The following is a 24440-nucleotide window of genomic DNA, read 5'->3' as shown; positions in this document are numbered from 1 at the left end:
CGTTCAGCCAATCAGTTGCAATGGCAAATAGCAGCGGGCAATCAGTCCGCTGCTATCCTCACGATTAATCAGTTCCAATCTGCCGCGGTGCATCTGCACGATACGCAGCACAATATTAAGACCAAGCCCGCTACCGCCGTAACGCTGATCGCGACGACGAAACGCCTGCGTCAGCTCTTCTGCGGCCGTCGCATCAATACCGGGCCCCTGATCCCACACTTCGATAATCACCTGCTGCTTGTCCTGCCGCATTTTTACCGTCACTTCGCTACCTTCCGGGCTGTAACGTGAGGCGTTTTCCAGCAAATTACGTAGCATCAGGCGCAGCAGCATCGGTTCCCCTTGCTGCTGTAGATCATCGCTCTGTGGCCAATGCAGGATTTGCTGCCGCTGGTGGTAAAGTTCGGCCATTTCCGGCCGCAGCGGGTGCATGATCTCTTTTTGCCATAGTACCTGCTGATAGTGACCCCCTGCCAATGCCTGTCCGGCGCGTGACAGCATGAGCAGCTGTTCTACGGTGTGCATCAGCTGATCGATACGTTCAATCAGCATCTCGCTTTGCGGCACGTTCTGCTGATGCAGGAGCTCAAGGTGCAGCCGCAATCCTGCCAGCGGCGTACGCAGCTCGTGCGCCGCATCGGCGGTGAATAATCGTTCCTGCTGCAGCGTGTGATCCAGGCGCGAAAAGAGTTGGTTAATCGACGACGTTACCGCCACAATCTCATCCATTTCTGAATAGATCGGTAAAGGAGAGAGATTATCCGCCGAGCGATGCGCGAGACTGTCTTGTAGCGACTTGAGCGGGCGAATGATCCAGTTAATCGCCCAAAATGACAGCAGCAGAGTAAGGCCTACCATCACTAAAGAGGGCAGTAGCAGCGACGCAATGGCTTCGCGAATCTCATTTTCCACGCGATCGTTACGCGCTTGTGCGGAAAGGGTTTCGTTAACTAAAAAGCTGATTTGTTCGCGGCTTTCATGCCACAGCCAGATGGCGCTCATCACCTGACAGGTGAGGAGGATCAGCGCCAGCATGATTAATAACCGCTGACGCATGCTGTTCATTCGCGGATTTCCAGGCGGTAACCTACGCCGCGCACGGTTTTGATGCGATCTTTCCCGAGCTTGCGACGCAGATTGTGAATGTGAACTTCGAGGGTGTTGGAGCCGGGATCATCATTCCAGCTGTAGAGATCTTGCTGCAGCGTTTCGCGGTGGACGTTTTGTCCCACTCGCATCAGTAAGCGCGTCAGCAGTGCGAACTCTTTGGGCGTGATCTCCAGCGGAAGATTTTCCAGCAGAACCTGCTGCGAACTGAGATTCAGCGTCAGATCGCCCTGTTGCAGCAGGTTATCGCTGTGGCCCTGATAGCGGCGAATTAATGCCCTTACGCGGGCCTGTAACTCAACCAGCGCAAACGGCTTCACCAGATAATCATCGGCGCCGGCATCCAGGCCCTCCACGCGATCCTCCAGCGCATCGCGCGCCGTGAGGATCAGCACGGGTACCGCGATGCCGTCGCGGCGCCACTGGCGTAGCAAGGAAGCGCCATCGCGATCCGGTAAGCCAAGATCGAGCACGATCAGGCTGTACTGACCGCTGCGCAGCAGTGCATTACTTTCGGCAGCTGTACTGGCGCAGTCGATGGCGTAACCTTGCGCGCTGAGCGCTTGCGCCAGGCCCGACTGCAGCAGCGTATCATCTTCGACAATGAGCAGTTTCATCAGTTATTTTTGTTGATATCCGAGTAGAGGCGACTCTCAAAACGTACCAATGGAATACGGCGCGTTTTCTGATCTTCCGGCGGAACCGCATAGCCGGAGAGGTATTGGACAAACGCCACGCGCGCACCGCTTGAGGTGGTAATGAATCCAGCCAGATTATAGACGCCCTGCAGTGAACCGGTTTTTGCCGACACTTTACCATCCAGTCCTGCTTCATGCAGACCGCCGCGATATTGCAGGGTGCCGTCATAACCCGCCAGCGGCAGCATCGAAATATAATTCAGCGTCGAATCGTTCTTCGCAATGTATTGCAGCACTTGCATCATGGTATCTGGCGCGATCAGGTCATGACGCGACAGTCCGGAACCATCAACCTGAATGCTGTTGCCGAGATCAACGCCGGCTTTTTCCCGCAGGATTCGGCGTACGGCATCTGAGCCCGCGCGGAATGTACCCGGCACGTTGAAGTAGTGATGGCCGATGGTGCGGAATACGGTATCGGCAATCATGTTGTCCGACTTTTTCAGCATGGTGTGCAGCAGTGTATGCAGCGGCGCCGATTGCGTTGACGCCAGCACGCTGCCCGGTGAGGTCACTTGTGATTGACGCACTAAATGGCCGCTGTAATCGATATCGGCAGCGCGCAGCTCGGCTTTGAGGATCTCACCGGCCCACGCGGCGCCATCCTGCACGGCAAACGCCAGCGGCAGCGGTTCAGCACGTTGACGCATGCAGCCGGTTAGTGTGTAGCGATTAAGTTCGCCGGGCACCACATCCAGCTCGCAATATTGTCCGTCACCGCTGTTACGGCCGATGGTGCGCACCTGACTGAACATGTGCGCTGGGTAATACGAAGCGATGCGCACAAAGGCATTCTCGCCCGGCGTAGTGGCGCTATAGAGCGAAACTGAGAAACAGTTTTTATCGACAATGGCAGCACCCGGCGGTGCACTAAAGCACTGTGTCAGATCGTTCCACGGCCAGCCTGGGGCCATATCGTGGCTCGCGAACACCGAGGTGTCGATCACCAGATTGCCCTTGATGTGGGTGATGCCCTGCTTTTTTAGCGCAGCAACCATATTGCGCAGATCCTGGCGACTTAACGTCGGATCGCCGCCAAAACGTGCGACCAGATCGCCATTGAGCGTGCCATCGTTAACCGCGCCTTTAGTTTCCATGGTGGTTTGGAAACGGAAGTCGGGACCGAGTTCCAGCAGGGCCGCCAGCGCCGTCACCACCTTCATGGTGCTGGCCGGTAATGCCATCTGTTTGCCGTGATAATCGATTATCGGGGTTGATGCGCCCACTTTTTGTACCATCAGCGCCAGGTTTGCGCCGTCTGGCAAATACTGCATGTATTCTTCAACGGGAGCTGCTTGTGCCTGCAGCATAAACGCACAGGTTAATCCGGTAACAAGTCGTGAAAATCGCATAATCTCGCGGTAACTGACGGGTGAAGGCGTCAATACTACGTCCCCAGACGGTGCAAAGTAAACGATGACCCACAGGGAACTCTGGGGTAAAATACGTATCAAAATGCAAAACCGAACCTGACCCGGAAAGCTTTCCGGGTCAGGCTTCTTTTGCTTGTGAAAAGAGGTAACGCGCCGCAGAAGCTGTTTTCTGCTGTCACCGGTCAGGATGACGCCGTTAACCAGGATAGATGACGAGGAGCCAAAATGAATCAGATTCCGATGACGTTGAAAGGCGCTGAGAAGCTGCGCGAAGAGCTGAACGAACTGAAATCCGTGAAGCGTCCGCGCATTATCGCCTCCATCGCCACAGCCCGTGAGCACGGCGATTTGAAAGAGAATGCCGAATACCATGCGGCTCGCGAAGAACAGGGTTTCTGCGAGGGGCGTATTCAAGAGATTGAAGCCAAACTCTCTAATGCGCAGGTCATTGATGTGACCGCCATGCCAAAAACCGGTCGCGTGATTTTTGGCGCTACCGTAACCATCCTGAATGTGGATACGGATGAAGAGTTCACCTACCGCATTGTGGGTGACGATGAAGCTGATTTTAAACAGAACCTGATTTCAGTGAATTCACCGATGGCGCGTGGGTTGGTGGGTAAATCAGCGGACGACGTAGCGATTGTGAAAACCCCCGGCGGGGATGTGGAATATGAAGTGCTAAAGGTGGAATACCTTTAAGCTATTGCTACGCTTTGCAATATGTCGCTGCATTTTGTAAAGAAAGGAAAAAGGCCGCATTGCGGCCTTTTATCACATGCAGGAGCGTGGCACTTTCTTTGCCCGTCGCCGCCTTTAAGGGCATGATTAACGCGGAAGAGTAATTTTGCGCTCTTTTGCAGGGCGATACAGCACCAGCGTGTTGCCGATGACCTGTACGTTGCCTGCTTTTGTTTCACGCACGATAGCGTCAACGATCAGCTGCTTGGTTTCACGATCTTCCGAGGCAATTTTTACCTTGATCAATTCGTGATGCTCGAGCGCCAGTTCGATTTCGGCGAGCACGCCTTCAGTAAGGCCATTACCGCCCAGCATGACAACCGGCTTAAGCGGATGGGCAAGGCCTTTCAGGTGCTGTTTTTGTTTGGTACTCAGATTCATCGTATTTTTTGCTTACTCAGGGATTGAAAACGGTTCATTCTACCGCCATCTCGAGTATATCGCCAAATCAACGCGACCATTGCGTGCTGATTTATCGCTACGATGACGATTTAATTGGAAAAATTATGACGGGTAAAAAGCGTTCGGCCAGTTCCAGTCGCTGGCTTCAGGAACACTTTAGCGATAAATATGTGCTGCAGGCACAGAAAAAAGGGTTACGTTCGCGTGCCTGGTTTAAACTTGAGGAAATACAGCAGGGTGACAAGATTTTCAAACCCGGCATGACGGTGGTTGATCTGGGTGCAGCACCCGGCGGTTGGTCGCAATATGTGGTTCAGCTTATCGGATCAAGTGGTCGTATCATCGCCTGCGATCTGCTACCAATGGACCCGATAGTTGGCGTTGATTTTTTGCAGGGCGATTTTCGCGATGAAGCGGTGCTTAACGCTTTGCTGGAGCGCGTAGGCGACCAAAAGGTGCAAGTGGTCATGTCAGACATGGCACCCAATATGAGCGGTACACCTGCGGTTGATATTCCACGTTCGATGTATTTGGTAGAATTGGCGCTGGAAATGTGTCGGGATATTCTGGCGCCGGGCGGCAGTTTTGTAGTGAAAGTGTTTCAGGGAGATGGCTTCGATGAATACCTGCGGGAAATTCGCTCCCTGTTTACGAAAGTGAAAATTCGTAAGCCGGACGCTTCGCGACTTCGTTCGCGCGAAGTGTACATTGTGGCGACGGGGCGCAAACTTTAGCCTGAATTGCCGGAATCAAAGTAAGACGACCAATGCGTTTATTCTGATGTCTAATTCTGAGTTTCAGGGTAAACAAGTAAAATCATCCGCACTGCGATTCCAGGTATGAAGGATCTATAGTACCCTACGCTGTCTGTTAACATCGTTGTAATATGAGGTTAATCCCTTGAGTGACATGGCGAAAAACCTGATTCTCTGGTTAGTCATCGCGGTTGTGCTGATGTCTGTATTCCAGAGCTTTGGGCCCAGCGAGTCGAATGGCCGTAGGGTTGATTATTCAACTTTCCTATCGGAAGTGAACCAAGATCAGGTCCGCGAGGCACGAATTAACGGGCGTGAGATTAACGTTGTCAAAAAAGACAGCAATAAATACACCACCTATATCCCCGTCAACGATCCTAAGTTACTCGATAATCTGTTGACCAAAAACGTCAAAGTGGTTGGCGAGCCGCCAGAAGAACCAAGCCTGCTGGCTTCAATCTTCATTTCCTGGTTCCCAATGCTGCTGTTGATTGGCGTGTGGATCTTCTTTATGCGGCAGATGCAGGGCGGCGGCGGCAAGGGCGCGATGTCCTTCGGCAAGAGCAAAGCCCGCATGTTGACCGAAGATCAGATCAAAACCACGTTCGCTGACGTGGCCGGTTGTGATGAGGCCAAAGAAGAAGTTGGTGAGCTGGTTGAGTATTTGCGTGAGCCGAGCCGTTTCCAGAAACTGGGCGGTAAAATCCCGAAAGGCGTTTTGATGGTCGGTCCTCCGGGTACCGGTAAAACGCTGCTGGCGAAAGCGATTGCTGGCGAAGCGAAAGTCCCATTCTTCACTATCTCCGGTTCTGACTTCGTTGAAATGTTTGTCGGTGTTGGTGCATCTCGTGTGCGTGACATGTTCGAGCAAGCGAAGAAAGCGGCACCGTGCATCATCTTTATCGATGAAATCGATGCGGTTGGCCGTCAACGTGGCGCCGGTTTAGGCGGTGGTCACGATGAACGTGAGCAAACGCTGAACCAGATGCTGGTTGAGATGGATGGCTTTGAAGGTAATGAAGGCATCATCGTGATCGCGGCAACTAACCGTCCAGACGTTCTTGACCCAGCGCTGCTGCGTCCAGGTCGCTTTGACCGTCAGGTTGTGGTTGGTCTGCCAGACGTTCGGGGTCGTGAGCAGATTCTGAAAGTGCATATGCGTCGTGTGCCACTGGCTACCGATATGGATGCATCCGTTATTGCACGTGGTACGCCGGGCTTCTCCGGTGCGGATTTGGCTAACCTGGTCAACGAAGCGGCGCTGTTTGCTGCTCGCGGTAATAAGCGTGTTGTTTCGATGGTTGAGTTTGAAAAAGCCAAAGACAAAATCATGATGGGTGCGGAACGTCGTTCCATGGTGATGACCGAAGAGCAGAAAGAATCGACGGCTTACCATGAAGCGGGTCACGCGATTGTGGGTACTCTGGTTCCGGGTTACGATCCGGTGCACAAAGTGACAATTATTCCGCGTGGTCGTGCGCTTGGCGTTGCCTTCTTCTTACCGGTGGGGGATGAGATCAGCGCTAACCGTCAGAAGCTGGAAAGCCGTATTTCTGTGGCTTACGGTGGACGTCTGGCGGAAGAGATCATTTATGGTCCGGACTATGTTTCGACGGGTGCTTCCTCTGACATTAAAATGGCGACCAGCGTAGCACGCAACATGGTTACGCAGTGGGGCTTCTCCGAGAAGCTGGGTCCGTTGCTCTACGCTGAAGAAGAGGGCGAAGTGTTCCTCGGCCGTTCAGTGGCGAAAGCAAAACACATGTCAGATGAAACGGCGCGCATTATCGATCAGGAAGTTAAACACCTTATCGATACGAACTATCAGCGCGCTCGCCGCATCCTGAACGAAAACATGGATATCCTTCACGCGATGAAAGACGCGCTGATGAAGTATGAGACCATTGATGCACCACAAATCAGCGATCTGATGGCACGCCGTGAAGTGCGTCCACCTGCAGGTTGGGAAGAGGCTAAAGTCGCCGTTGGTAACGGCGACTCAACCCAGGCTCCTCGCCCTGTAGATGACCCGAAAACGCCGGGTTCAGACAAGATTATGTGATAGCAATCTGGCGGGATGTTAACTCTACCGCTGGATTTGCAGCCCGCACTGCTTGTTATAATGCAAACCCCGGCATGTCCGGGGTTTTTTCATTGTGGGATTCAGTGATTTCCCAAAGGAGATTTTCACCATGAAGTTGTTCGCTCGTGATTCCCATCTCGATCTCTCTTTTCCCCATGTGATGGGTATTTTAAATGTCACGCCGGACTCTTTCTCAGATGGTGGCACTCACAACACTTTGGTGGATGCGTTAACGCATACCAATGAGATGGTGAATGCCGGTGCCACCATTATTGACGTTGGTGGTGAATCGACGCGTCCCGGGGCTGATGAAGTTAGCGTGGAAGAAGAGCTGGAACGTGTGATTCCCGTAGTGGAAGCCATCGCTCAGCGCTTTGAGGTGTGGATTTCCGTGGATACTTCAAAGGCTGAAGTCATCCGTGAGGCAGCGCGAGTAGGTGCTCACATCATCAATGATATTCGTTCCTTATCTGAACCGGGCGCCTTGGCTGCGGCTGCCGAATCGGCGTTGCCGGTATGTCTGATGCACATGCAAGGTGAGCCACGCACCATGCAGCAAGCACCGGAGTATCAAGATATTGTCAGCGAAGTGGACGCTTACTTCGCTGTGCAGATTGCGCGCTGTGAAGCGGCCGGAATAAAAAAAGAGAATCTGCTGCTCGATCCAGGCTTCGGATTCGGTAAGAATCTCAGCCACAACTATGAACTGCTGGCGCATCTGAGCCATTTCCACCATTACGGTTTACCGCTGTTGGTAGGAATGTCGCGTAAATCGATGGTTGGACAGCTATTAAATGTTGGCCCGGCGCAGCGCCTGACCGGCAGCCTAAGCTGTGCGGTGATCGCCGCTATGCAAGGGGCACAAATTATTCGCGTACATGATGTGAAAGAGACGGTCGAAGCGATGCGCGTCGTCGAAGCGACACGAAGAGCAAAAGGATAAAGGCATGAGTAATCGTAAATATTTCGGTACAGATGGTATTCGCGGCAAAGTCGGTGAAGCGCCGATTACCCCTGATTTTGTCCTCAAGCTGGGCTGGGCGGCGGGCAAAGTACTGGCGCGCCAGGGATCTCGCAAAGTATTGATTGGTAAAGATACGCGTATTTCAGGCTATATGCTGGAATCGGCGCTGGAAGCGGGTCTAGCCGCCGCCGGATTATCTGCGGCCTTTACCGGGCCAATGCCAACGCCGGCCATCGCTTACCTGACGCGTACTTTCCGTGCCGAAGCGGGCATCGTCATTTCAGCGTCGCATAATCCGTTTGATGATAACGGCATTAAATTCTTCTCGGCTGAAGGCACCAAGCTGCCGGATGAAGTTGAAGAAGCCATTGAGCTGGAGATGGAAAAACCCATCACCTGCGTTGAGTCTGCTGAGCTGGGCCGCGCTAGCCGCATTGTGGATGCTGCAGGCCGTTACATCGAGTTCTGTAAAGGTACCTTCCCAAGCGAATTGAGCCTCAACGGACTCAAGATTGTGGTTGATTGCGCGAATGGCGCGACATACCACATCGCTCCAAACGTGCTGCGCGAACTCGGCGCTACCGTGATTGCTATCGGTACGCAGCCGGATGGTATGAACATCAATAAAGATTGCGGCGCCACCGATTTGCGTCTGCTGCAGCATCGCGTATTGGAAGAAAAAGCCGACCTCGGGCTGGCCTACGATGGCGACGGCGATCGCATCATGATGGTTGACCATTTGGGCCATAAGGTCGACGGCGACCAAATTCTTTACATCATCGCGCGTGAAGGATTGCGCCAGGGCCAGCTGCGTGGCGGTGTGGTCGGAACGTTGATGAGTAATATGGGACTGGAACTGGCGCTGAAACAGCTGGGCATTCCTTTCACCCGTGCGAAAGTCGGTGACCGCTATGTGCTGGAAAAAATGCAGGAGAAAGGCTGGCGTTTAGGCGCTGAAAATTCTGGTCACGTTATTCTGCTGGATAAAACCACCACCGGTGACGGCATTGTAGCAAGTTTGCAAGTACTTACTGCTGTTGTGCGCAACCATATGACTCTGCACGATCTATGCAGTGGCATGAAAATGTTACCGCAGATCCTCGTCAACGTGCGTTTTGCAGGTGAAAACGATCCGTTGGAAAGCGACAGTGTGAAAGCCGTAACCGCTGAAGTTGAAAAAACGCTGGCGGGACGTGGTCGGGTGTTGCTGCGTAAGTCCGGCACTGAACCGTTGATTCGCGTGATGGTGGAGGGCGAAGACGAGGCGCAGGTTAGTGCGCTGGCACACAAAATTGCGGATGCAGTAAAAGCCGTATAAGGCTATTCAGGCGGAAAGATTTTACCTTTTCCGCCTGTAAAATCACCGGGATGGTGCTTTTTTCCGCAATCGAGAGCATTGGTGAAAATTGCACTTGCAGAGGTATGTCCCTTTGGTTAGTATTCACACCCGCTTCTGATGGGTGATGACGAGACGCCCCATCAATATTGGTTGAAGCTTTAACTGTGCAGAAAATGCGCAAGGAAACAGGTTGATTATGTACGAAGCTCTGTTAGTTGTTTTCCTTATTGTAGCGATTGGCCTCGTAGGTTTGATCATGCTGCAGCAAGGCAAAGGCGCTGATATGGGAGCATCATTCGGTGCAGGCGCTTCTGGTACGCTGTTCGGTTCAAACGGGTCTGGCAACTTTATGACTCGCATGACTGCGGTACTGGCTACGCTGTTCTTCATTATCAGTCTGGTTCTTGGCAATCTGAACACGAATAAAACAGCCAAAGGAAGTGAGTGGGATAACCTCACTGCGCCAGCTCAGTCTGAACAGCAGACTCAGCCAGCTAAACCGGCTACGCCGGGCAATGATATCCCGCAGTAAGATCGTCAACGCTGTAGTGCAACAATGTAACGTTGCAGTCTAGTGATGTACCGAGGTGGTGAAATTGGTAGACACGCTACCTTGAGGTGGTAGTGCTCGAAAGGGCTTACGGGTTCAAGTCCCGTCCTCGGTACCAAATCTCAGTATAACTTGCGTTTTTTGCAAGGTCAGCGTATTATTCGCCACGTTTTCGGACGCGGGGTGGAGCAGCCTGGTAGCTCGTCGGGCTCATAACCCGAAGGTCGTCGGTTCAAATCCGGCCCCCGCAACCACTTTCCCTTAGAGTTCTTTTTCAAATATACTGTATGCATCGACGGACGCACTCATCAGTGATTTTGAAAAAAATTCTTTTGGATTGTGCTCCGAAGCCGCTATGCGGCGTACAGGGTCCAGTCACAAAAAGCCCCGAATATTCGGGGTTTTTTGTTATCAGGAAATCGACACACTGGGCTATAGGCCCTTTTTTTATGTCTTGGGGGTGGGCTTGTCCACATTAGAGCAAAAATTGACAGAGTTGATCTCTGCTCCAGTAGAAGCGCTTGGCTACGAATTAGTCGGTATCGAGTTTATTCGTGGTCGCACATCAACCTTGCGCATCTATATTGATAGTGAAGAGGGTATCAATGTTGATGATTGCGCCGATGTTAGCCACCAGGTCAGCGCAGTAATGGATGTGGAAGATCCTATTACCGTGGCTTACAACCTTGAAGTTTCCTCGCCGGGTCTCGAACGTCCTCTTTTCACTGCTGAACACTATGCACGTTTTGCCGGTGACGAGGTGAGCCTGGTACTACGCATGGCCGTACAGAACCGCCGTAAATGGCAGGGAATTATCAAGTCTGTTGAAGGCGAGATGATTACGGTAACCGTTGAGGGTAACGATGAAGTGTTCGCGCTGAGCAACATTCAGAAAGCGAACCTGGTCCCCCACTTTTAAAAGTCCGGATTGAGGCTAACCAGGATGAACAAAGAGATCTTAGCTGTAGTAGAAGCCGTTTCTAACGAAAAAGCCCTGCCGCGTGAGAAAATCTTCGAAGCGCTGGAGAGCGCTTTGGCCACTGCGACCAAAAAGAAGTATGAGCAAGAGATCGAAGTGCGTGTCAGCATTGACCGCCGTAGCGGCGATTTCGACACCTTCCGTCGCTGGCAGATTGTTGAAGAAGTTACGCAGCCGACTCGCGAGATCACGCTGGATGCAGCCCGCTATGAAGACGAAGCGTTCAATCTGGGCGAATATGTTGAAGATCAGATTGAGTCTGTCACCTTCGACCGTATCACTACCCAAACCGCTAAGCAGGTTATCGTACAAAAAGTACGTGAAGCTGAGCGCGCGATGGTGGTTGATCAGTTCCGTCAACACGAAGGCGAAATCATCACTGGCGTGGTGAAGAAGGTGAACCGCGACAATATTTCACTGGATCTTGGCAGCAATGCTGAAGCGGTGATTGTGCGCGAAGACATGCTGCCACGTGAGAACTTCCGTCCAGGCGACCGCATCCGCGGTGTGCTGTACGCTGTTCGCCCTGAAGCGCGTGGTGCTCAGCTGTTCGTGACCCGTTCTAAACCCGAAATGCTGATTGAGTTGTTCCGCATTGAGGTGCCAGAAATTGGCGAAGAAGTTATCGAGATCAAAGCGGCAGCGCGCGATCCGGGTTCACGCGCCAAAATCGCAGTGAAAACCAACGATAAACGTATTGATCCAGTGGGCGCTTGCGTCGGTATGCGCGGTGCGCGCGTGCAGGCGGTTTCGAGCGAGCTGGGTGGCGAGCGTATCGATATTGTACTGTGGGACGACAACCCAGCGCAGTTCGTTATCAACGCTATGGCGCCTGCAGATGTGGCGTCAATTGTGGTGGATGAAGATAATCACACCATGGATATCGCTGTTGAAGCTGGCAATCTGGCTCAGGCGATCGGCCGTAATGGCCAAAACGTGCGTCTGGCTTCCCAGCTGAGCGGTTGGGAACTGAACGTGATGACCGTCGATGATCTGCAGGCGAAGCACCAAGCTGAAGCCCATGCAGCGATCGATATGTTCACCAAACATCTCGACATCGACGAAGAGTTCGCCACCATTCTGGTGGAAGAGGGCTTCTCTTCGCTGGAAGAATTGGCTTATGTGCCAATCAACGAGCTGCTGGAAATCGACGGCCTCGATGAAGAGACCATTGAAGCCCTGCGTGAACGAGCAAAAAATGCGTTAACTACCCTGGCATTAGCGAAAGAAGAGAGCCTTGGTAATCAGGAGCCCGCTGAGGACCTTCTGAATCTTGAGGGCTTGGATCGTGCGCTGGCGTATCGCCTGGCGTCGAAAGGCGTTTGCACGCTGGAAGATCTCGCTGAGCAAGGTATTGACGATCTGACAGATATTGAAGGGCTGGATGACGAGAAAGCCGGTGCGCTAATTATGGCTGCACGTAATATCTGCTGGTTCGGCGATGACGCGTAATAACAGGAAGGAACAGCATGACAGATGTAACCGTAAAATCGCTGGCCGCCGAAATTCAGACCCCGGTCGATCGCCTGGTACAGCAATTTGCTGATGCAGGGATCCGTAAGTCTGAGAACGATGCGGTGTCACAGCAAGAGAAAGAAACCTTACTGTCTCACCTGAATCGTGAGCACGGTCAGACCGGTTCAAGTAAGCTGACTTTGCAGCGCAAGACGCGCAGCACCTTGAATATTCCCGTCACCGGGGGTAAAAGTAAGTCGGTACAAATCGAAGTCCGCAAAAAACGCACATACGTGAAAGGCGACGCAGAGTCTGAGCAAGCTCAGGCAGAAGCGGAAGCCGAGGCGCAGCGTGAAGCGGAAGAGCAGGCGCGTCGCGAGGCGGAAGAACAAGCCCGTCGCGAAGCTGAACAGAAAGCGCAACGTGAAGCCGAAGATAAAGCCAAGCGCGAAGCCGCTGACAAGGCCAAACGTGAAGCAGCGGAAAAAGAGAAAGTGACTAATCAACCTACCGACGTAGCAGCTAAGGCTGCGCAGTCTGATAAAGCCCGTCGTGAAGCTGAAGCTGCCGAACTGAAACGTAAAGCGGAAGAAGAAGCGCGTCGTAAGCTGGAAGAAGACGCCCGCCGCGTGGCAGAAGAAGCCCGCCGCCTGGCAGAAGAAAAATCAGCCGAATGGGAAAAACCTGAGGAAGAGGACAAAGGCGACTATCACGTCACGACCTCAACTCACGCCCGTCAGGCAGAAGATGAGAACGATCGCCAGGTTGAAGCAGGCCGCGCACGTGCTCGCACCACTAAAGCTGCACGTCCGGTGAAGAAGGGCAACAAGCATTCTGAAGCTAAAACCGATCGTGAAGAAGCGCGCGCTCAGGTTCGTGGCGGCAAAGGTGGTAAACACCGCAAGCCAAGCACCCTGCAGCAAGGCTTCAACAAACCCGCTCAGGCTGTTAACCGCGATGTTGTCATCGGTGAAACCATCACCGTTGCTGAACTGGCCAATAAAATGGCGATCAAAGGCTCACTGGTCATCAAAGCTATGATGAAAATGGGCGCAATGGCGACCATTAACCAGGTTATCGATCAGGAAACGGCTCAGTTAGTCGCGGAAGAAATGGGTCACAAAGTGATCCTGCGCCGTGAGAACGAGCTGGAAGAAGCGGTAATGGACGATCGTGATACCGATGCTGCGCAGGAAAGTCGTGCGCCGGTTGTGACCATCATGGGTCACGTTGACCACGGTAAAACCTCTCTGCTTGACTACATTCGTTCTACGAAAGTCGCGTCAGGCGAAGCGGGTGGTATTACCCAGCATATCGGTGCATACCACGTTGAAACCGACAACGGCATGATCACCTTCCTCGACACCCCTGGTCACGCCGCGTTTACCGCAATGCGTGCACGTGGTGCGCAGGCAACGGATATCGTTATCCTCGTGGTTGCGGCTGATGACGGCGTGATGCCACAGACCATCGAAGCGATCCAGCATGCGAAAGCAGCCGGTGTGCCAGTGGTTGTTGCAGTCAACAAAGTTGATAAGCCTGATTCTGATCCAGACCGCGTTAAGAACGAACTGACCCAATACGGTATTATTCCGGAAGAGTGGGGCGGCGAGAACATGTTCGTTAACGTATCAGCGAAAGCCGGTACCGGTATTGACGATCTGTTGAACGCGATTCTGCTGCAGGCCGAAGTGCTGGAACTGTCCGCTATCCGTGAAGGTATGGCGAGCGGCGTGGTGATTGAATCGTTCCTCGATAAAGGTCGTGGTCCGGTTGCAACCGTGCTGGTACGTGAAGGTACGCTGAACAAAGGCGATATCGTGCTGTGTGGCTTTGAATACGGCCGTGTACGTGCGATGCGTGATGAACTGGGTCGTGAAGTCCTGGAAGCGGGTCCATCCATTCCAGTTGAAATCCTCGGTCTGTCCGGTGTGCCGGCAGCGGGTGATGAAGCGACCGTAGTTCGTGATGAGAAGAAAGCGCGTGAAGTTGCACTGTATCGTCAGGGCAAATTCCGTGAAGTTAAGCTGGCGCGTCAGCAGAAGTCTAAGTTGGAGAACATGTTCGCCAACATGACCGAAGGCGAAGTGTCCGAGCTGAACATCGTGCTGAAATCTGACGTACAAGGTTCTGTGGAAGCGATCTCCGATTCCCTGCTGAAACTCTCTACCGACGAAGTGAAGGTGCGGATTATCGGTTCGGGTGTAGGTGGTATCACCGAAACCGACGCGACGCTGGCTGCAGCATCCAACGCGATCATCCTTGGCTTCAACGTACGTGCTGATGCTTCTGCTCGCCGCGTAATTGAAGCTGAGAGCGTCGATCTGCGTTACTACTCCGTGATCTATAATCTGATCGACGAAGTGAAAGCAGCGATGAGCGGTATGTTGGCACCAGAGTACAAACAGCAGATTATCGGTCTGGCTGCTGTACGTGACGTGTTCAAATCACCGAAATTTGGCGCTATCGCGGGCTGTATGGTCACCGAAGGCAACATCAAGCGTCACAACCCAATCCGTGTACTGCGTGACAACGTGGTTATCTATGAAGGCGAACTGGAATCACTGCGTCGCTTCAAAGATGACGTCAACGAAGTTCGTAACGGCATGGAATGTGGTATCGGTGTGAAGAACTACAACGACGTTCGCGTTGGCGATATGATCGAAGTCTTCGAAGTGATTGAAATTAAACGCACCATCGATTGATCATCATTTGATGTGTTGCAATTTGGGAGGCCTCTGGCCTCCCGAATTATTTGGGAGAAAGAATAATGGCAAAAGAATTTGGCCGCCCACAGCGCGTTTCTCAGGAGTTGCAGAAAGAGATTGCAATCATCCTGCAGCGCGAAATTAAAGATCCGCGTCTTGGAATGATGGTGACAGTTTCGGGTGTTGAAGTCTCCCGCGATCTGGCTTATGCCAAGGTGTTTGTAACCTTTTTAAATGACAAAGACGAAGAAGCGGTGCAAAACGGGCTGAAGGCGCTGAAAGAAGCCTCTGGTTATATTCGCACGCTGGTAGGTAAAGCGATGCGTTTACGTATCGTGCCGGAACTGACCTTCTTCTACGACAATTCGCTGATTGAAGGTATGCGCATGTCGAACCTGGTCAGCAATGTTATCAAGAGTGATGTTGAGCGTCGTGGCGATAGCCCGGCGGAAGATGACAAGGAGGACTAATGAGTCGTCCTCGTCGTCGCGGTCGCGACGTCCACGGTGTGTTTCTGCTGGATAAGCATCAAGGCGCATCCTCCAATGATGTACTGCAGAAAGTAAAACGCCTGTTTAATGCGAATAAAGCGGGCCACACCGGCGCGCTTGATCCGCTGGCAACCGGCATGTTGCCGGTATGCCTCGGTGAAGCCACCAAGTTTTCGCAGTATCTGCTCGATTCTGACAAGCGCTATCGCGTCATCGCTCGTCTTGGTGAACGTACCGATACGTCAGATGCCGACGGTAATATTGTTGAAACGCGTGCAATTACGTTCAATCAGGCTGAGCTAGATGCAGCGCTGGAGTATTTTCGCGGCGACACCATGCAGGTGCCGACCATGTTTTCCGCGCTGAAGTATCAGGGACGTAAGTTGTATGAGTACGCGCGTGAAGGCATTACCGTGCCGCGTGAAGCACGTCCGATCAAAGTGTTCGAACTGCAGTTTATTCGCTGGGAAGGGGATGAGCTGGAGCTAGAGATTCATGTCTCTAAAGGCACTTACATCCGTACCATCATTGACGATCTCGGTGAGAAGCTTGGTTGTGGTGCGCATGTGATCATGCTGCGTCGTTTGCAGGTGGCACGTTATCCCATTGAAAGAATGGTGACGCTGGAGCAGCTGCAGGAAGTGGCCGCCACCGTCAACATGGCGGTACCGCCGGATTACAGCGCGCTTGACGCGTTATTGCTACCAATGGATAGCCCGGCTGAAGAGTTCCCAATTGTGAATCTCTTGCCTGCTGTGGCGGCCTATTTCAAGCAAGGAATGCCGGTTCAGGTGGCAGATGCGCCGGAACAAGGCTTGGTGCGCGTGACCGAAGGTGATGAGCACAAATTCATTGGTATGGCCGAAATTGCTGATGACGGGCGCGTGGCGCCGCGTCGTCTGGTGGTAGAATTTCCTGCATAATCAAGCGACTCAAATCTGACGTAACGGCGCATTTGCGTTGCTATCAGGCGAAGAGTAGAATGGCGCGGCTTTAAAAGCGGGCTGCTGAATTAGAGATCGGCACCCATACATTCATTTATTACTGGAGTTTATTATGTCTCTAAGCGTAGAAGCTAAAGCAGAGATCGTTGCTAAATACGGTCGTGGTACCAACGACAGCGGTTCAACTGAAGTTCAGGTTGCTCTGCTGACTGCTCAGATCAATCACCTGCAGGGTCACTTCTCTGAGCACAAGAAAGATCACCACAGCCGTCGCGGTCTGCTGCGCATGGTATCTCAGCGTCGTAAGCTGCTGGACTACCTGAAGCGTAAAGACGTTGCACGTTACACCGGTCTGATCGAAAGCCTGGGTCTGCGTCGCTAAGTCTGAAGAATCTGATCAAGGGTGTAGCGCATCCAGTATGCAAAAAAACGCATCTGACGATCAGATTTGTGCGAGTTTCGCGAAAAGGGGGCCTTGATGGCCCCTTTTTTCGAGCAATCCGCAGCAATCCGGACCAAACTCATGTATTGTTGCAGAGAGCGATCTTTGCTTGCAGAGGTTCGCGCGGCTAATGAGAGGCTTTACCGCAAGGGCGGTTAAGGTTGTCATTAGTCGCGAGGATGCAACTGAAGATCGGTAATCCCCGGCGCGCCATAATAGGCTGCGCCCCCCGAATTTAAGGACTTAAATTTTGCTGAACCCGATCGTACGCAAATTCCAATATGGTCAGCATACCGTCACGCTGGAAACCGGCATGATGGCGCGCCAGGCTACCGCAGCAGTAATGGTGAGCATGGATGACACGGCTGTATTTGTTACCGTTGTTGGCCAGAAAAAAACGAAACCAGGTCAGGATTTTTTCCCGCTGACGGTTAACTATCAGGAGCGTACTTACGCTGCTGGTCGTATCCCGGGTAGTTTCTTCCGTCGTGAAGGCCGTCCAAGCGAAGGCGAAACCCTGATCTCACGTCTGATTGACCGCCCAGTTCGTCCGCTCTTCCCGGAAGGCTTCATCAACGAAGTGCAGGTCATTGCGACCGTTGTTTCTGTAAATCCACAAGTTAACCCGGACATCGTGGCGATGATCGGTGCTTCTGCAGCGTTAGCGCTGTCTGGGCTGCCGTTCAATGGTCCAATCGGTGCTGCTCGCGTGGGTTATATCAACGATCAGTACGTTCTGAACCCAACTGCCGATGAGATCAATGAATCTCGTTTGAACCTGGTGGTTGCCGGTACGCAGAATGCGGTGCTGATGGTTGAATCTGAAGCAGACATCCTGACTGAAGAGCAGATGCTGGGTGCCGTGGTCTATGGCCACGATCAGCAGCAGATCGTAATCGAAAACATCAATGCGCTGGTTGCTGAAGCCGGTAAGCCACGTTGGGATTGGCAGCCATTGCCAACTAACGATGCGTTGATCGCACGCGTTACTGCATTGGCAGAAGCCGGCATCAGCGATGCTTACCGCATCACCGACAAGCAAGAGCGTTACACGCAGGTTGGCGCGGTTAAAGACGCGACCATCGCCGCTCTGCAGGCTGAAGACGAAACCCTGGATGCAGGCGACATCGCTGACATCGTGCATGACCTCGAGAAAAGCGTTGTGCGTAGCCGTATTATCCGTGGCGAACCGCGTATCGATGGTCGTGAAAAAGATATGATTCGCGGCCTCGACGTGCGTACTGGCGTACTGCCGCGCACGCACGGTTCTTCACTGTTCACCCGTGGTGAAACGCAGGCGCTGGTTACCGCAACGCTGGGTACCGCGCGTGACGCGCAGAATCTGGATGAGTTGATGGGTGAGCGTACTGATAGCTTCCTGTTCCACTACAACTTCCCTCCGTACTGCGTGGGCGAAACCGGTATGGTTGGCTCACCGAAGCGTCGTGAGATTGGTCACGGCCGTCTGGCGAAGCGTGGCGTGCTGGCAGTAATGCCTAAGCAAGCTGATTTCCCATACACCGTACGTGTTGTGTCAGAAATCACCGAATCTAACGGTTCTTCTTCAATGGCTTCTGTGTGTGGTGCTTCTCTGGCACTGATGGACGCAGGTGTACCGATCAAAGCAGCCGTAGCCGGTATTGCTATGGGTCTGGTTAAAGAAGCTGACAACTTTGTGGTTCTTTCTGACATCCTGGGTGACGAAGATCACCTCGGCGACATGGACTTCAAAGTTGCGGGTAGCCGCGAGGGTATCACCGCGCTGCAGATGGATATCAAAATCGAAGGTATCACCCGCGAAATCATGCAGGTTGCTCTGAACCAGGCGAAGGGTGCTCGTCTGCATATCCTGAGCGTGATGGAACAGGCAATCAGCACGCCGCGTCAGGAAATCTCTGAGTTCGCGCCGCGCATTTACACCATCAAAATCAGTTCAGACAAGATCAAAGATGTTATCGGTAAAGGCGGCTCGGTTATCCGTGCGCTGACCGAAGAAACCGGTACTACCATCGAAATCGAAGATGATGGCACCGTGAAGATCGCTGCAACTGATAGCCTGAAAGCCAAAGAAGCCATTCGTCGCATCGAAGAGATCACTGCTGAGATCGAAGTTGGCCGCGTTTACTCTGGCAAAGTGACACGTATCGTTGATTTCGGTGCCTTCGTGGCCATTGGCGGCGGTAAAGAAGGTTTGGTTCATATTTCTCAGATCGCCGATAAGCGCGTTGAAAAAGTGACCGACTACCTGCAGATGGGCCAGGAAGTTCCAGTGAAAGTCATGGAAGTGGACCGTCAGGGCCGTGTACGCCTGAGCATCAAAGAAGCGACAGAGCAGAAACCAGCGGAAGAAGTTGCTACCGCTGCCACTGATGCATCTGACGCCGAGTAAGCGTTTACCGATTGGCCTCTCCCTGCTCTGCGGGGAGAGGTATTTAGATCATCGCGAGGGCGGGAATCCTTGTGCACAGCAGGAGGATGACAGGATGGTTGTCCCAATGTTTGTATTCGGGAGTGGGAAATGAAGCCTTTTTTGCGCTGGTGTTTTGTTGCGACAGCTATCACGCTGGCAGGATGCAGCAACTCCAATTGGCGTAAGAACGAAGTTCTGGCAGTACCTTTGCAGCCCACACTGCAGCAAGAAGTCATTCTTGCGCGCATGGAACAAATTCTTGCCAGTCGTGCCCTTACCGATGATGAACGCGCACAGCTGTTATATGAGCGCGGAGTGTTGTATGATAGTTTGGGTCTGAGGGCATTAGCGCGGAACGATTTTTCGCAAGCGCTGTCTATAAGACCAGATATGCCTGAGGTATTTAACTATCTCGGTATATACTTAACGCAGGCAGGCAATTTTGATGCTGCCTATGAAGCGTTTGATTCTGTACTTGAGCTTGATCCAACTTACAACTATGCGCATTTAAACCGTGGTATCGCCCTCTATTACGGCGGTCGATACAAGTTAGCGCAAGATGATCTGCTGGCGTTTTATCAAGACGATCCTAACGATCCTTTCCGCAGCCTTTGGCTCTATCTCGTTGAAAGCGATATGGATGCCGACAAGGCGAAAGTTACGCTGAGACAGCGTCATGACAAAGCGGTCCGGGACCAATGGGGATGGAATATTGTCGAGTTCTACCTTGGCGACATCAGTGAAAAAACATTGATGGAACGTCTCAAGGCGGACGCAACGGATAACACCTCGCTCGCTGAACATCTCAGTGAAACCAACTTCTATTTAGGTAAGTACTACCTAAGTCTGGGGGAGAAGGACGACGCGAAAGCGTTGTTCAAACTGGCGGTGGCCAACAACGTAAACAACTTTGTTGAACACCGATACGCATTGTTGGAACTGGCGCAACTCGGCCAGACACAAGACGATTTATCAGAATCTGACCAGCAATAGCTGACGAACTTTTATTGCCTGAATACCTGTAAAGTCATCATCTTCAGAGATGAGGGCTTTTCTGTTCGTCAAAACTTCTAATTTGAGCCGGTTCACACTTTTTGATGAAAATGACTGAAAGTTTTCACGACGAGTTATGTAGACTGGCCGCCGCAATCTAAGAGGCACGTGTACTACATGACTGATATTCAAACCACTTTTGCTGACCTTGGCCTGAACGCCGACATCCTCGAATCACTGAACGGTATGGGCTACGTTAAGCCTTCTCCAATCCAGGCTGAGTGTATTCCTCACCTGCTGGCTGGCCGTGATGTGTTGGGTATGGCGCAGACCGGTAGTGGTAAAACCGCGGCATTCTCATTGCCGCTGCTAAACAACATTGATCCTACTGTTAAAGCACCGCAAATTTTGGTGCTGGCACCGACCCGCGAATTAGCGGTACAGGTTGCTGAAGCCGTCACAGAATTCTCTAAACACATGCGTGGCATTAACGTTGTTGCCCTGTACGGCGGCCAACGTTATGACGTGCAGCTGCGCGCACTGCGTCAGGGACCACAAGTGGTAGTGGGTACCCCTGGTCGTTTGCTGGATCACCTGAAGCGTGGCACGTTAGATCTGTCTAACCTGCGCGGTCTGGTGCTGGACGAAGCTGATGAAATGCTGCGTATGGGCTTCATCGAAGACGTTGAAACCATCATGGCGCAGATTCCAGACGGTCATCAGACCGCGCTGTTCTCAGCAACCATGCCAGAAGCGATCCGTCGTATCACCAAACGCTTCATGAAAGATCCGCAGGAAGTGCGTATCCAGTCAAGCCTGACTACGCGCCCAGACATTTCTCAGTCTTACTGGACCGCATATGGCCGTAAAACCGACGCGCTGGTTCGCTTCCTGGAAGCTGAAGATTTCGATGCAGCCATCATCTTCGTACGTACTAAAAATGCCACGCTGGAAGTGGCCGAAGCGCTTGAGCGCAGCGGTTATAACAGCGCAGCACTGAACGGTGACATGAACCAGGCACTGCGTGAGCAGACGCTGGAGCGTCTGAAAGATGGTCGTCTCGACATTCTGATCGCGACCGACGTAGCCGCACGTGGTCTGGACGTGGAACGCATCAGCCTGGTGGTAAACTTTGACATCCCAATGGATGCTGAATCTTACGTTCACCGTATTGGTCGTACTGGCCGTGCTGGTCGTGCTGGTCGCGCACTGCTGTTCGTTGAGAACCGCGAGCGTCGTCTGCTGCGCAACATTGAACGCACCATGAAGCTGACCATTCCAGAAGTTGAGCTGCCTAACGCAGAGCTGCTGGGTGAGCGTCGCCTGGCTAAGTTCGCGGCTAAAGTACAGCAGCAGCTGGAAAGCAGCGATCTGGACATGTATCGTGCACTGCTGAGCAAAATGCAGCCGGGTGAAGATCTGGATATCGAAACACTGGCCGCAGCACTGCTGAAAATGGCTCAGGGCGAACGTCCACTGATTCTGCCACCAGAAGCACCGCGTCCAGCACGTCGTGAATTCAGCGATCGTCCTGACCGTGGTGATCGCCGCGATTCACGTGATTCTCGTGGTCCACGCGAAAGCCGTGACAGCCGCGATGGTGACCGTCCTCGTCGTGAACGTCGTGACGTTGGCGAAATGCAGCTGTACCGCATTGAAGTGGGCCGTGATGATGGTGTTGAAGTGCGTCACATTGTTGGCGCGATCGCTAACGAAGGCGACATTAGCAGCCGTTACATCGGCAACATCAAGTTGTTCGGTACCCATTCAACCATCGAGCTGCCGAAAGGTATGCCGGGCGAAGTGCTGCAGCACTTCACTCGTACACGTATTCTGAACAAACCGATGAATATGCAGTTGATGGGTGATGCACCGGTGCATGAGCGTAGCGAACGTCGTCCTGCCGGCGGCGAACGTCGCGGTAACGGTGCTCCGCGTGATGGCGCACCACGTGGTGAAGGCGCTCCACGTCGCTTCTCCGATCGTCGTGAAGGTGGCCGCGAAGGCGGACGCTTCAGCCGTGAAGGTGGTCGTGGCCCACGTCGTGAAGAGGGTGCAGCCGCTGCACCACGTCGTCGTGACGCATAAGCGATAAACGCTTAAAGTAAAAAGGGACGCGAATGCGTCCCTTTTTTTATGCATGTGGAAAGTAAGTTTTACACGCCGCCAGCAATCAGCACGCGTTCACCACTCACGTAAGCTGACTCTTCTGAAGCCAGAAATAGCGCCACCTGTGCCACATCTTCTGGTAAACCAAAGCGCCCAAGCGGTGTGGCGGCAATTAACTGCGCCTTCAACTCCGGGTGCATCTTTTTAGCGGCCAGCAAACCTTCGGTCAAAATGATGCCGGGCGCTAACGCATTGACGCGGATATTGCGCGGCCCCAGTTCTCGAGCCAAACCTTGTGTCAGCGTGTCAATCGCACCTTTCGTTGCCGCCCACAGCACCGAGCCGGGCGTGCTGCGCTGGCTGTTGAGCGCGCTAAGGTTGATGATGGATCCGCCGCGCGCCGGAAAATGATGTGCCGCCTGTTGGCATACCAGCAGCGTGCCAAGCAAATTCACATTGAGCTGCTGCTGCATCTCGCCAACGCTGAGATCGGCAAAATCACCATGGTGGAAAATACCGGCATTGTTAACCACAATATCTGGCGCGCCAAACTGCTCAATGCTGCTAGCGAACAAGCGCTGCACATCGGCCTGGCGTGAGATATCAGCCTGAACGGCGATGGCATCGCTTCCCAGCGCCTGGATGTCTGTCACCACATCCGCCGCGCCAACTTCGTCCTGAAGATAATTCACTACTACCCGAGCACCGGCCGCCGCGAAAGTCATGGCGATGGCGGCACCAATGCCTTTCGAAGCGCCCGTCACCAGCGCAATTTTGCCTTCAAGTGTTTTCATCGTGTCTCTCCACCTGAGATTTCGGGGAAGATAAAGCATGCGCTTTCCTTACAATCTGGCGGTAGCGCAATCCTGCAAGCTTTTTGCACGATCCTGCAAATCTACTGCTCAAGGACTAGGCGAAGCTGATGCAAAAAGCGAGAATACTCGCTCAGTGAATTCTCATGGTGGAGCGCGCATCGCATGATTCATCAGGAACAGTGGCAGCAGCTGGTAGCGAAAATTGCTCACCACGCGCCGGAAGATGGTCGACATAATAGCCCGATCGATTTTCTCTCGTTTGGCCGCAGCTCAAAACCCACCAGTTTGGCGCACATCGCCACCTGGGCAAGTTTTGCGCTGGTAGCGCAAGGGCAAAAAGCGCTGCGCATGGGCGACGATGTCATGCATTACGGACCGGGCGATTTATTACTGGTGACGCTCGATATGCCGGTGCAATCCTGCGTGGTGATGGCAACGCCAGAAAAACCCAATCTGGGCGTTGGCATTACCATCAACGAAGCGCGTCTAATGCGTTATCTGGAGCACTTTCCACACCATCATGTTGGCACCAATTCGATAAGCGAACGCGGTATTACCGTGCATAAAGTCGCGCCGCCGTTGGTGGATGCGGTAATGCGTTTGATTGAGTTATTGGATCAGCCGCAGGACATCACCGCGCTGGCGCCATTAATTGAGCAGGAGATTTTTTATCGTCTGCTTACCGGGCCAGAAGGCCCGCGCATTCTCAATATGGCATTGACGGAGCGACCCGGCAACAAAGTGGCCCGCGCCGCGCGCTGGCTGCGCGAGAACTTTCATCAGCCGCTGAAAATGGACCAGCTGGCAAGCAGCGTGGGGATGAGTATCTCTTCGCTGCATCATCACTTTAAGGCGGTGACGGCGATGACGCCGATGCAGTATCAAAAGCAGCTGCGTCTGAACGAGGCACGTCGCTTGATGCTGATTGAGAAGCTGGATGCCGGAACGGCGGGCTATCGGGTAGGTTATCAGAGCGCATCGCAGTTCAGTCGCGAGTACAGCCGCTTTCACGGCCAGTCGCCAGCGCGAGACGTGCGCATGATTGCGGTGGGGCCAGAAGGTTTTTACCCACCGCAATAACA

General features: G+C 53.0%; 22 protein-coding genes and 2 tRNA genes. 19 read left to right on the top strand and 5 right to left on the bottom strand.

Going from position 1 to position 24440, the window contains the following annotated elements; genetic code table 11:
* Positions 1-3: 3 nt before the first annotated feature.
* The 3 genes from pmrB to dacB are packed head-to-tail and all read right to left on the bottom strand — an operon-like array spanning position 4 to position 3157.
* Positions 4-1065, bottom strand: coding sequence for a two-component system sensor histidine kinase PmrB (gene pmrB, locus CRO19_RS06355; protein WP_097095091.1), 1062 nt, complete (start codon positions 1063-1065; stop codon positions 4-6).
* Positions 1062-1724 carry a two-component system response regulator PmrA gene (gene pmrA, locus CRO19_RS06350; protein ID WP_097095090.1) on the bottom strand — a complete coding sequence of 221 codons (663 nt, stop codon included), beginning with the start codon at positions 1722-1724 and terminating at the stop codon, positions 1062-1064. The genes pmrB and pmrA overlap by 4 nt, the downstream gene beginning before the upstream one ends.
* Entirely contained in the window at positions 1724-3157 is a 1434-nt protein-coding gene (gene dacB, locus CRO19_RS06345; RefSeq protein ID WP_097097602.1) for a serine-type D-Ala-D-Ala carboxypeptidase, read from the bottom strand. Before dacB ends, pmrA begins: the two co-directional genes overlap by 1 nt.
* Positions 3158-3403: 246 nt before the next feature.
* Here dacB and greA point away from each other — a divergent pair, with 246 nt between their 5' ends.
* Positions 3404-3880 carry a transcription elongation factor GreA gene (gene greA, locus CRO19_RS06340; protein ID WP_008104312.1) on the top strand — a complete coding sequence of 159 codons (477 nt, stop codon included), beginning with the start codon at positions 3404-3406 and terminating at the stop codon, positions 3878-3880.
* 126 nt (positions 3881-4006) lie between these two features.
* Here greA and yhbY read toward each other — a convergent pair whose 3' ends face one another.
* Positions 4007-4300: a ribosome assembly RNA-binding protein YhbY gene (gene yhbY, locus CRO19_RS06335; RefSeq protein WP_007886683.1), complete on the bottom strand. Its 294-nt coding sequence runs from the start codon at positions 4298-4300 to the stop codon at positions 4007-4009.
* Positions 4301-4425: 125 nt separating this feature from the next.
* On the opposite strand from yhbY, the gene rlmE reads away from it, so the two are divergent.
* From rlmE to CRO19_RS06255, 17 genes are all read left to right on the top strand, one after another.
* Positions 4426-5055: a 23S rRNA (uridine(2552)-2'-O)-methyltransferase RlmE gene (gene rlmE / locus CRO19_RS06330; protein ID WP_007886684.1), complete on the top strand. Its 630-nt coding sequence runs from the start codon at positions 4426-4428 to the stop codon at positions 5053-5055.
* 175 nt (positions 5056-5230) lie between these two features.
* A complete protein-coding gene (ftsH, locus tag CRO19_RS06325; protein ID WP_097095089.1) occupies positions 5231-7138 on the top strand; it encodes an ATP-dependent zinc metalloprotease FtsH in 1908 nt (635 codons plus the stop codon).
* 130 nt (positions 7139-7268) lie between these two features.
* The gene (gene folP / locus CRO19_RS06320; protein ID WP_097095088.1) at positions 7269-8102 is read left to right on the top strand and encodes a dihydropteroate synthase; all 834 of its coding nucleotides are present in this window, start codon (positions 7269-7271) and stop codon (positions 8100-8102) included.
* A gap of 4 nt (positions 8103-8106) precedes the next feature.
* Complete coding sequence (glmM, locus tag CRO19_RS06315; protein WP_097095087.1) at positions 8107-9441, top strand: phosphoglucosamine mutase; 1335 nt, start codon at positions 8107-8109, stop codon at positions 9439-9441.
* Positions 9442-9658: 217 nt separating this feature from the next.
* Complete coding sequence (gene secG, locus CRO19_RS06310) at positions 9659-9994, top strand: preprotein translocase subunit SecG (RefSeq protein ID WP_097095086.1); 336 nt, start codon at positions 9659-9661, stop codon at positions 9992-9994.
* A 49-nt stretch (positions 9995-10043) separates the two neighbouring features.
* A tRNA-Leu gene (locus CRO19_RS06305) sits at positions 10044-10130 on the top strand.
* 59 nt (positions 10131-10189) lie between these two features.
* Positions 10190-10266 (top strand) — tRNA-Met (locus tag CRO19_RS06300).
* Positions 10267-10478: 212 nt separating this feature from the next.
* A complete protein-coding gene (gene rimP, locus CRO19_RS06295) occupies positions 10479-10931 on the top strand; it encodes a ribosome maturation factor RimP (RefSeq protein WP_036620302.1) in 453 nt (150 codons plus the stop codon).
* Between the two features lie 24 nt (positions 10932-10955).
* On the top strand, positions 10956-12443 hold the full coding sequence (gene nusA, locus CRO19_RS06290) for a transcription termination factor NusA (protein ID WP_097095085.1): 1488 nt from the start codon (positions 10956-10958) through the stop codon (positions 12441-12443).
* A 17-nt stretch (positions 12444-12460) separates the two neighbouring features.
* A complete protein-coding gene (infB, locus tag CRO19_RS06285) occupies positions 12461-15151 on the top strand; it encodes a translation initiation factor IF-2 (RefSeq protein ID WP_097095084.1) in 2691 nt (896 codons plus the stop codon).
* A 65-nt stretch (positions 15152-15216) separates the two neighbouring features.
* On the top strand, positions 15217-15624 hold the full coding sequence (rbfA, locus tag CRO19_RS06280) for a 30S ribosome-binding factor RbfA (RefSeq protein WP_007886693.1): 408 nt from the start codon (positions 15217-15219) through the stop codon (positions 15622-15624).
* Positions 15624-16568: a tRNA pseudouridine(55) synthase TruB gene (gene truB / locus CRO19_RS06275; RefSeq protein ID WP_097095083.1), complete on the top strand. Its 945-nt coding sequence runs from the start codon at positions 15624-15626 to the stop codon at positions 16566-16568. Before rbfA ends, truB begins: the two co-directional genes overlap by 1 nt.
* A gap of 133 nt (positions 16569-16701) precedes the next feature.
* A complete protein-coding gene (gene rpsO / locus CRO19_RS06270) occupies positions 16702-16971 on the top strand; it encodes a 30S ribosomal protein S15 (protein WP_036620269.1) in 270 nt (89 codons plus the stop codon).
* 310 nt (positions 16972-17281) lie between these two features.
* Positions 17282-19420: a polyribonucleotide nucleotidyltransferase gene (gene pnp / locus CRO19_RS06265; protein ID WP_097095082.1), complete on the top strand. Its 2139-nt coding sequence runs from the start codon at positions 17282-17284 to the stop codon at positions 19418-19420.
* Positions 19421-19549: 129 nt separating this feature from the next.
* A complete protein-coding gene (gene nlpI / locus CRO19_RS06260) occupies positions 19550-20434 on the top strand; it encodes a lipoprotein NlpI (RefSeq protein WP_008104288.1) in 885 nt (294 codons plus the stop codon).
* Between the two features lie 104 nt (positions 20435-20538).
* The gene (yrbN, locus tag CRO19_RS26455) at positions 20539-20595 is read left to right on the top strand and encodes a protein YrbN (RefSeq protein ID WP_098053093.1); all 57 of its coding nucleotides are present in this window, start codon (positions 20539-20541) and stop codon (positions 20593-20595) included.
* Between the two features lie 16 nt (positions 20596-20611).
* Entirely contained in the window at positions 20612-22522 is a 1911-nt protein-coding gene (locus CRO19_RS06255) for a DEAD/DEAH family ATP-dependent RNA helicase (protein ID WP_097095081.1), read from the top strand.
* Between the two features lie 68 nt (positions 22523-22590).
* On the opposite strand, the gene CRO19_RS06250 is transcribed toward CRO19_RS06255, so the two are convergent.
* The gene (locus tag CRO19_RS06250; RefSeq protein ID WP_097095080.1) at positions 22591-23337 is read right to left on the bottom strand and encodes an SDR family NAD(P)-dependent oxidoreductase; all 747 of its coding nucleotides are present in this window, start codon (positions 23335-23337) and stop codon (positions 22591-22593) included.
* A gap of 183 nt (positions 23338-23520) precedes the next feature.
* Between CRO19_RS06250 and CRO19_RS06245 the strand changes: the two genes are divergently transcribed.
* Positions 23521-24438 (top strand): AraC family transcriptional regulator, encoded by a 918-nt coding sequence (locus CRO19_RS06245; RefSeq protein WP_097095079.1) that lies wholly within the window; start codon positions 23521-23523, stop codon positions 24436-24438.
* Positions 24439-24440 lie beyond the last annotated feature (2 nt).

This window comes from Candidatus Pantoea floridensis, from assembly GCF_900215435.1.
GTDB lineage: Bacteria > Pseudomonadota > Gammaproteobacteria > Enterobacterales > Enterobacteriaceae > Pantoea > Pantoea floridensis.
This window is presented reverse-complemented; position numbering and strand designations above follow the sequence as displayed.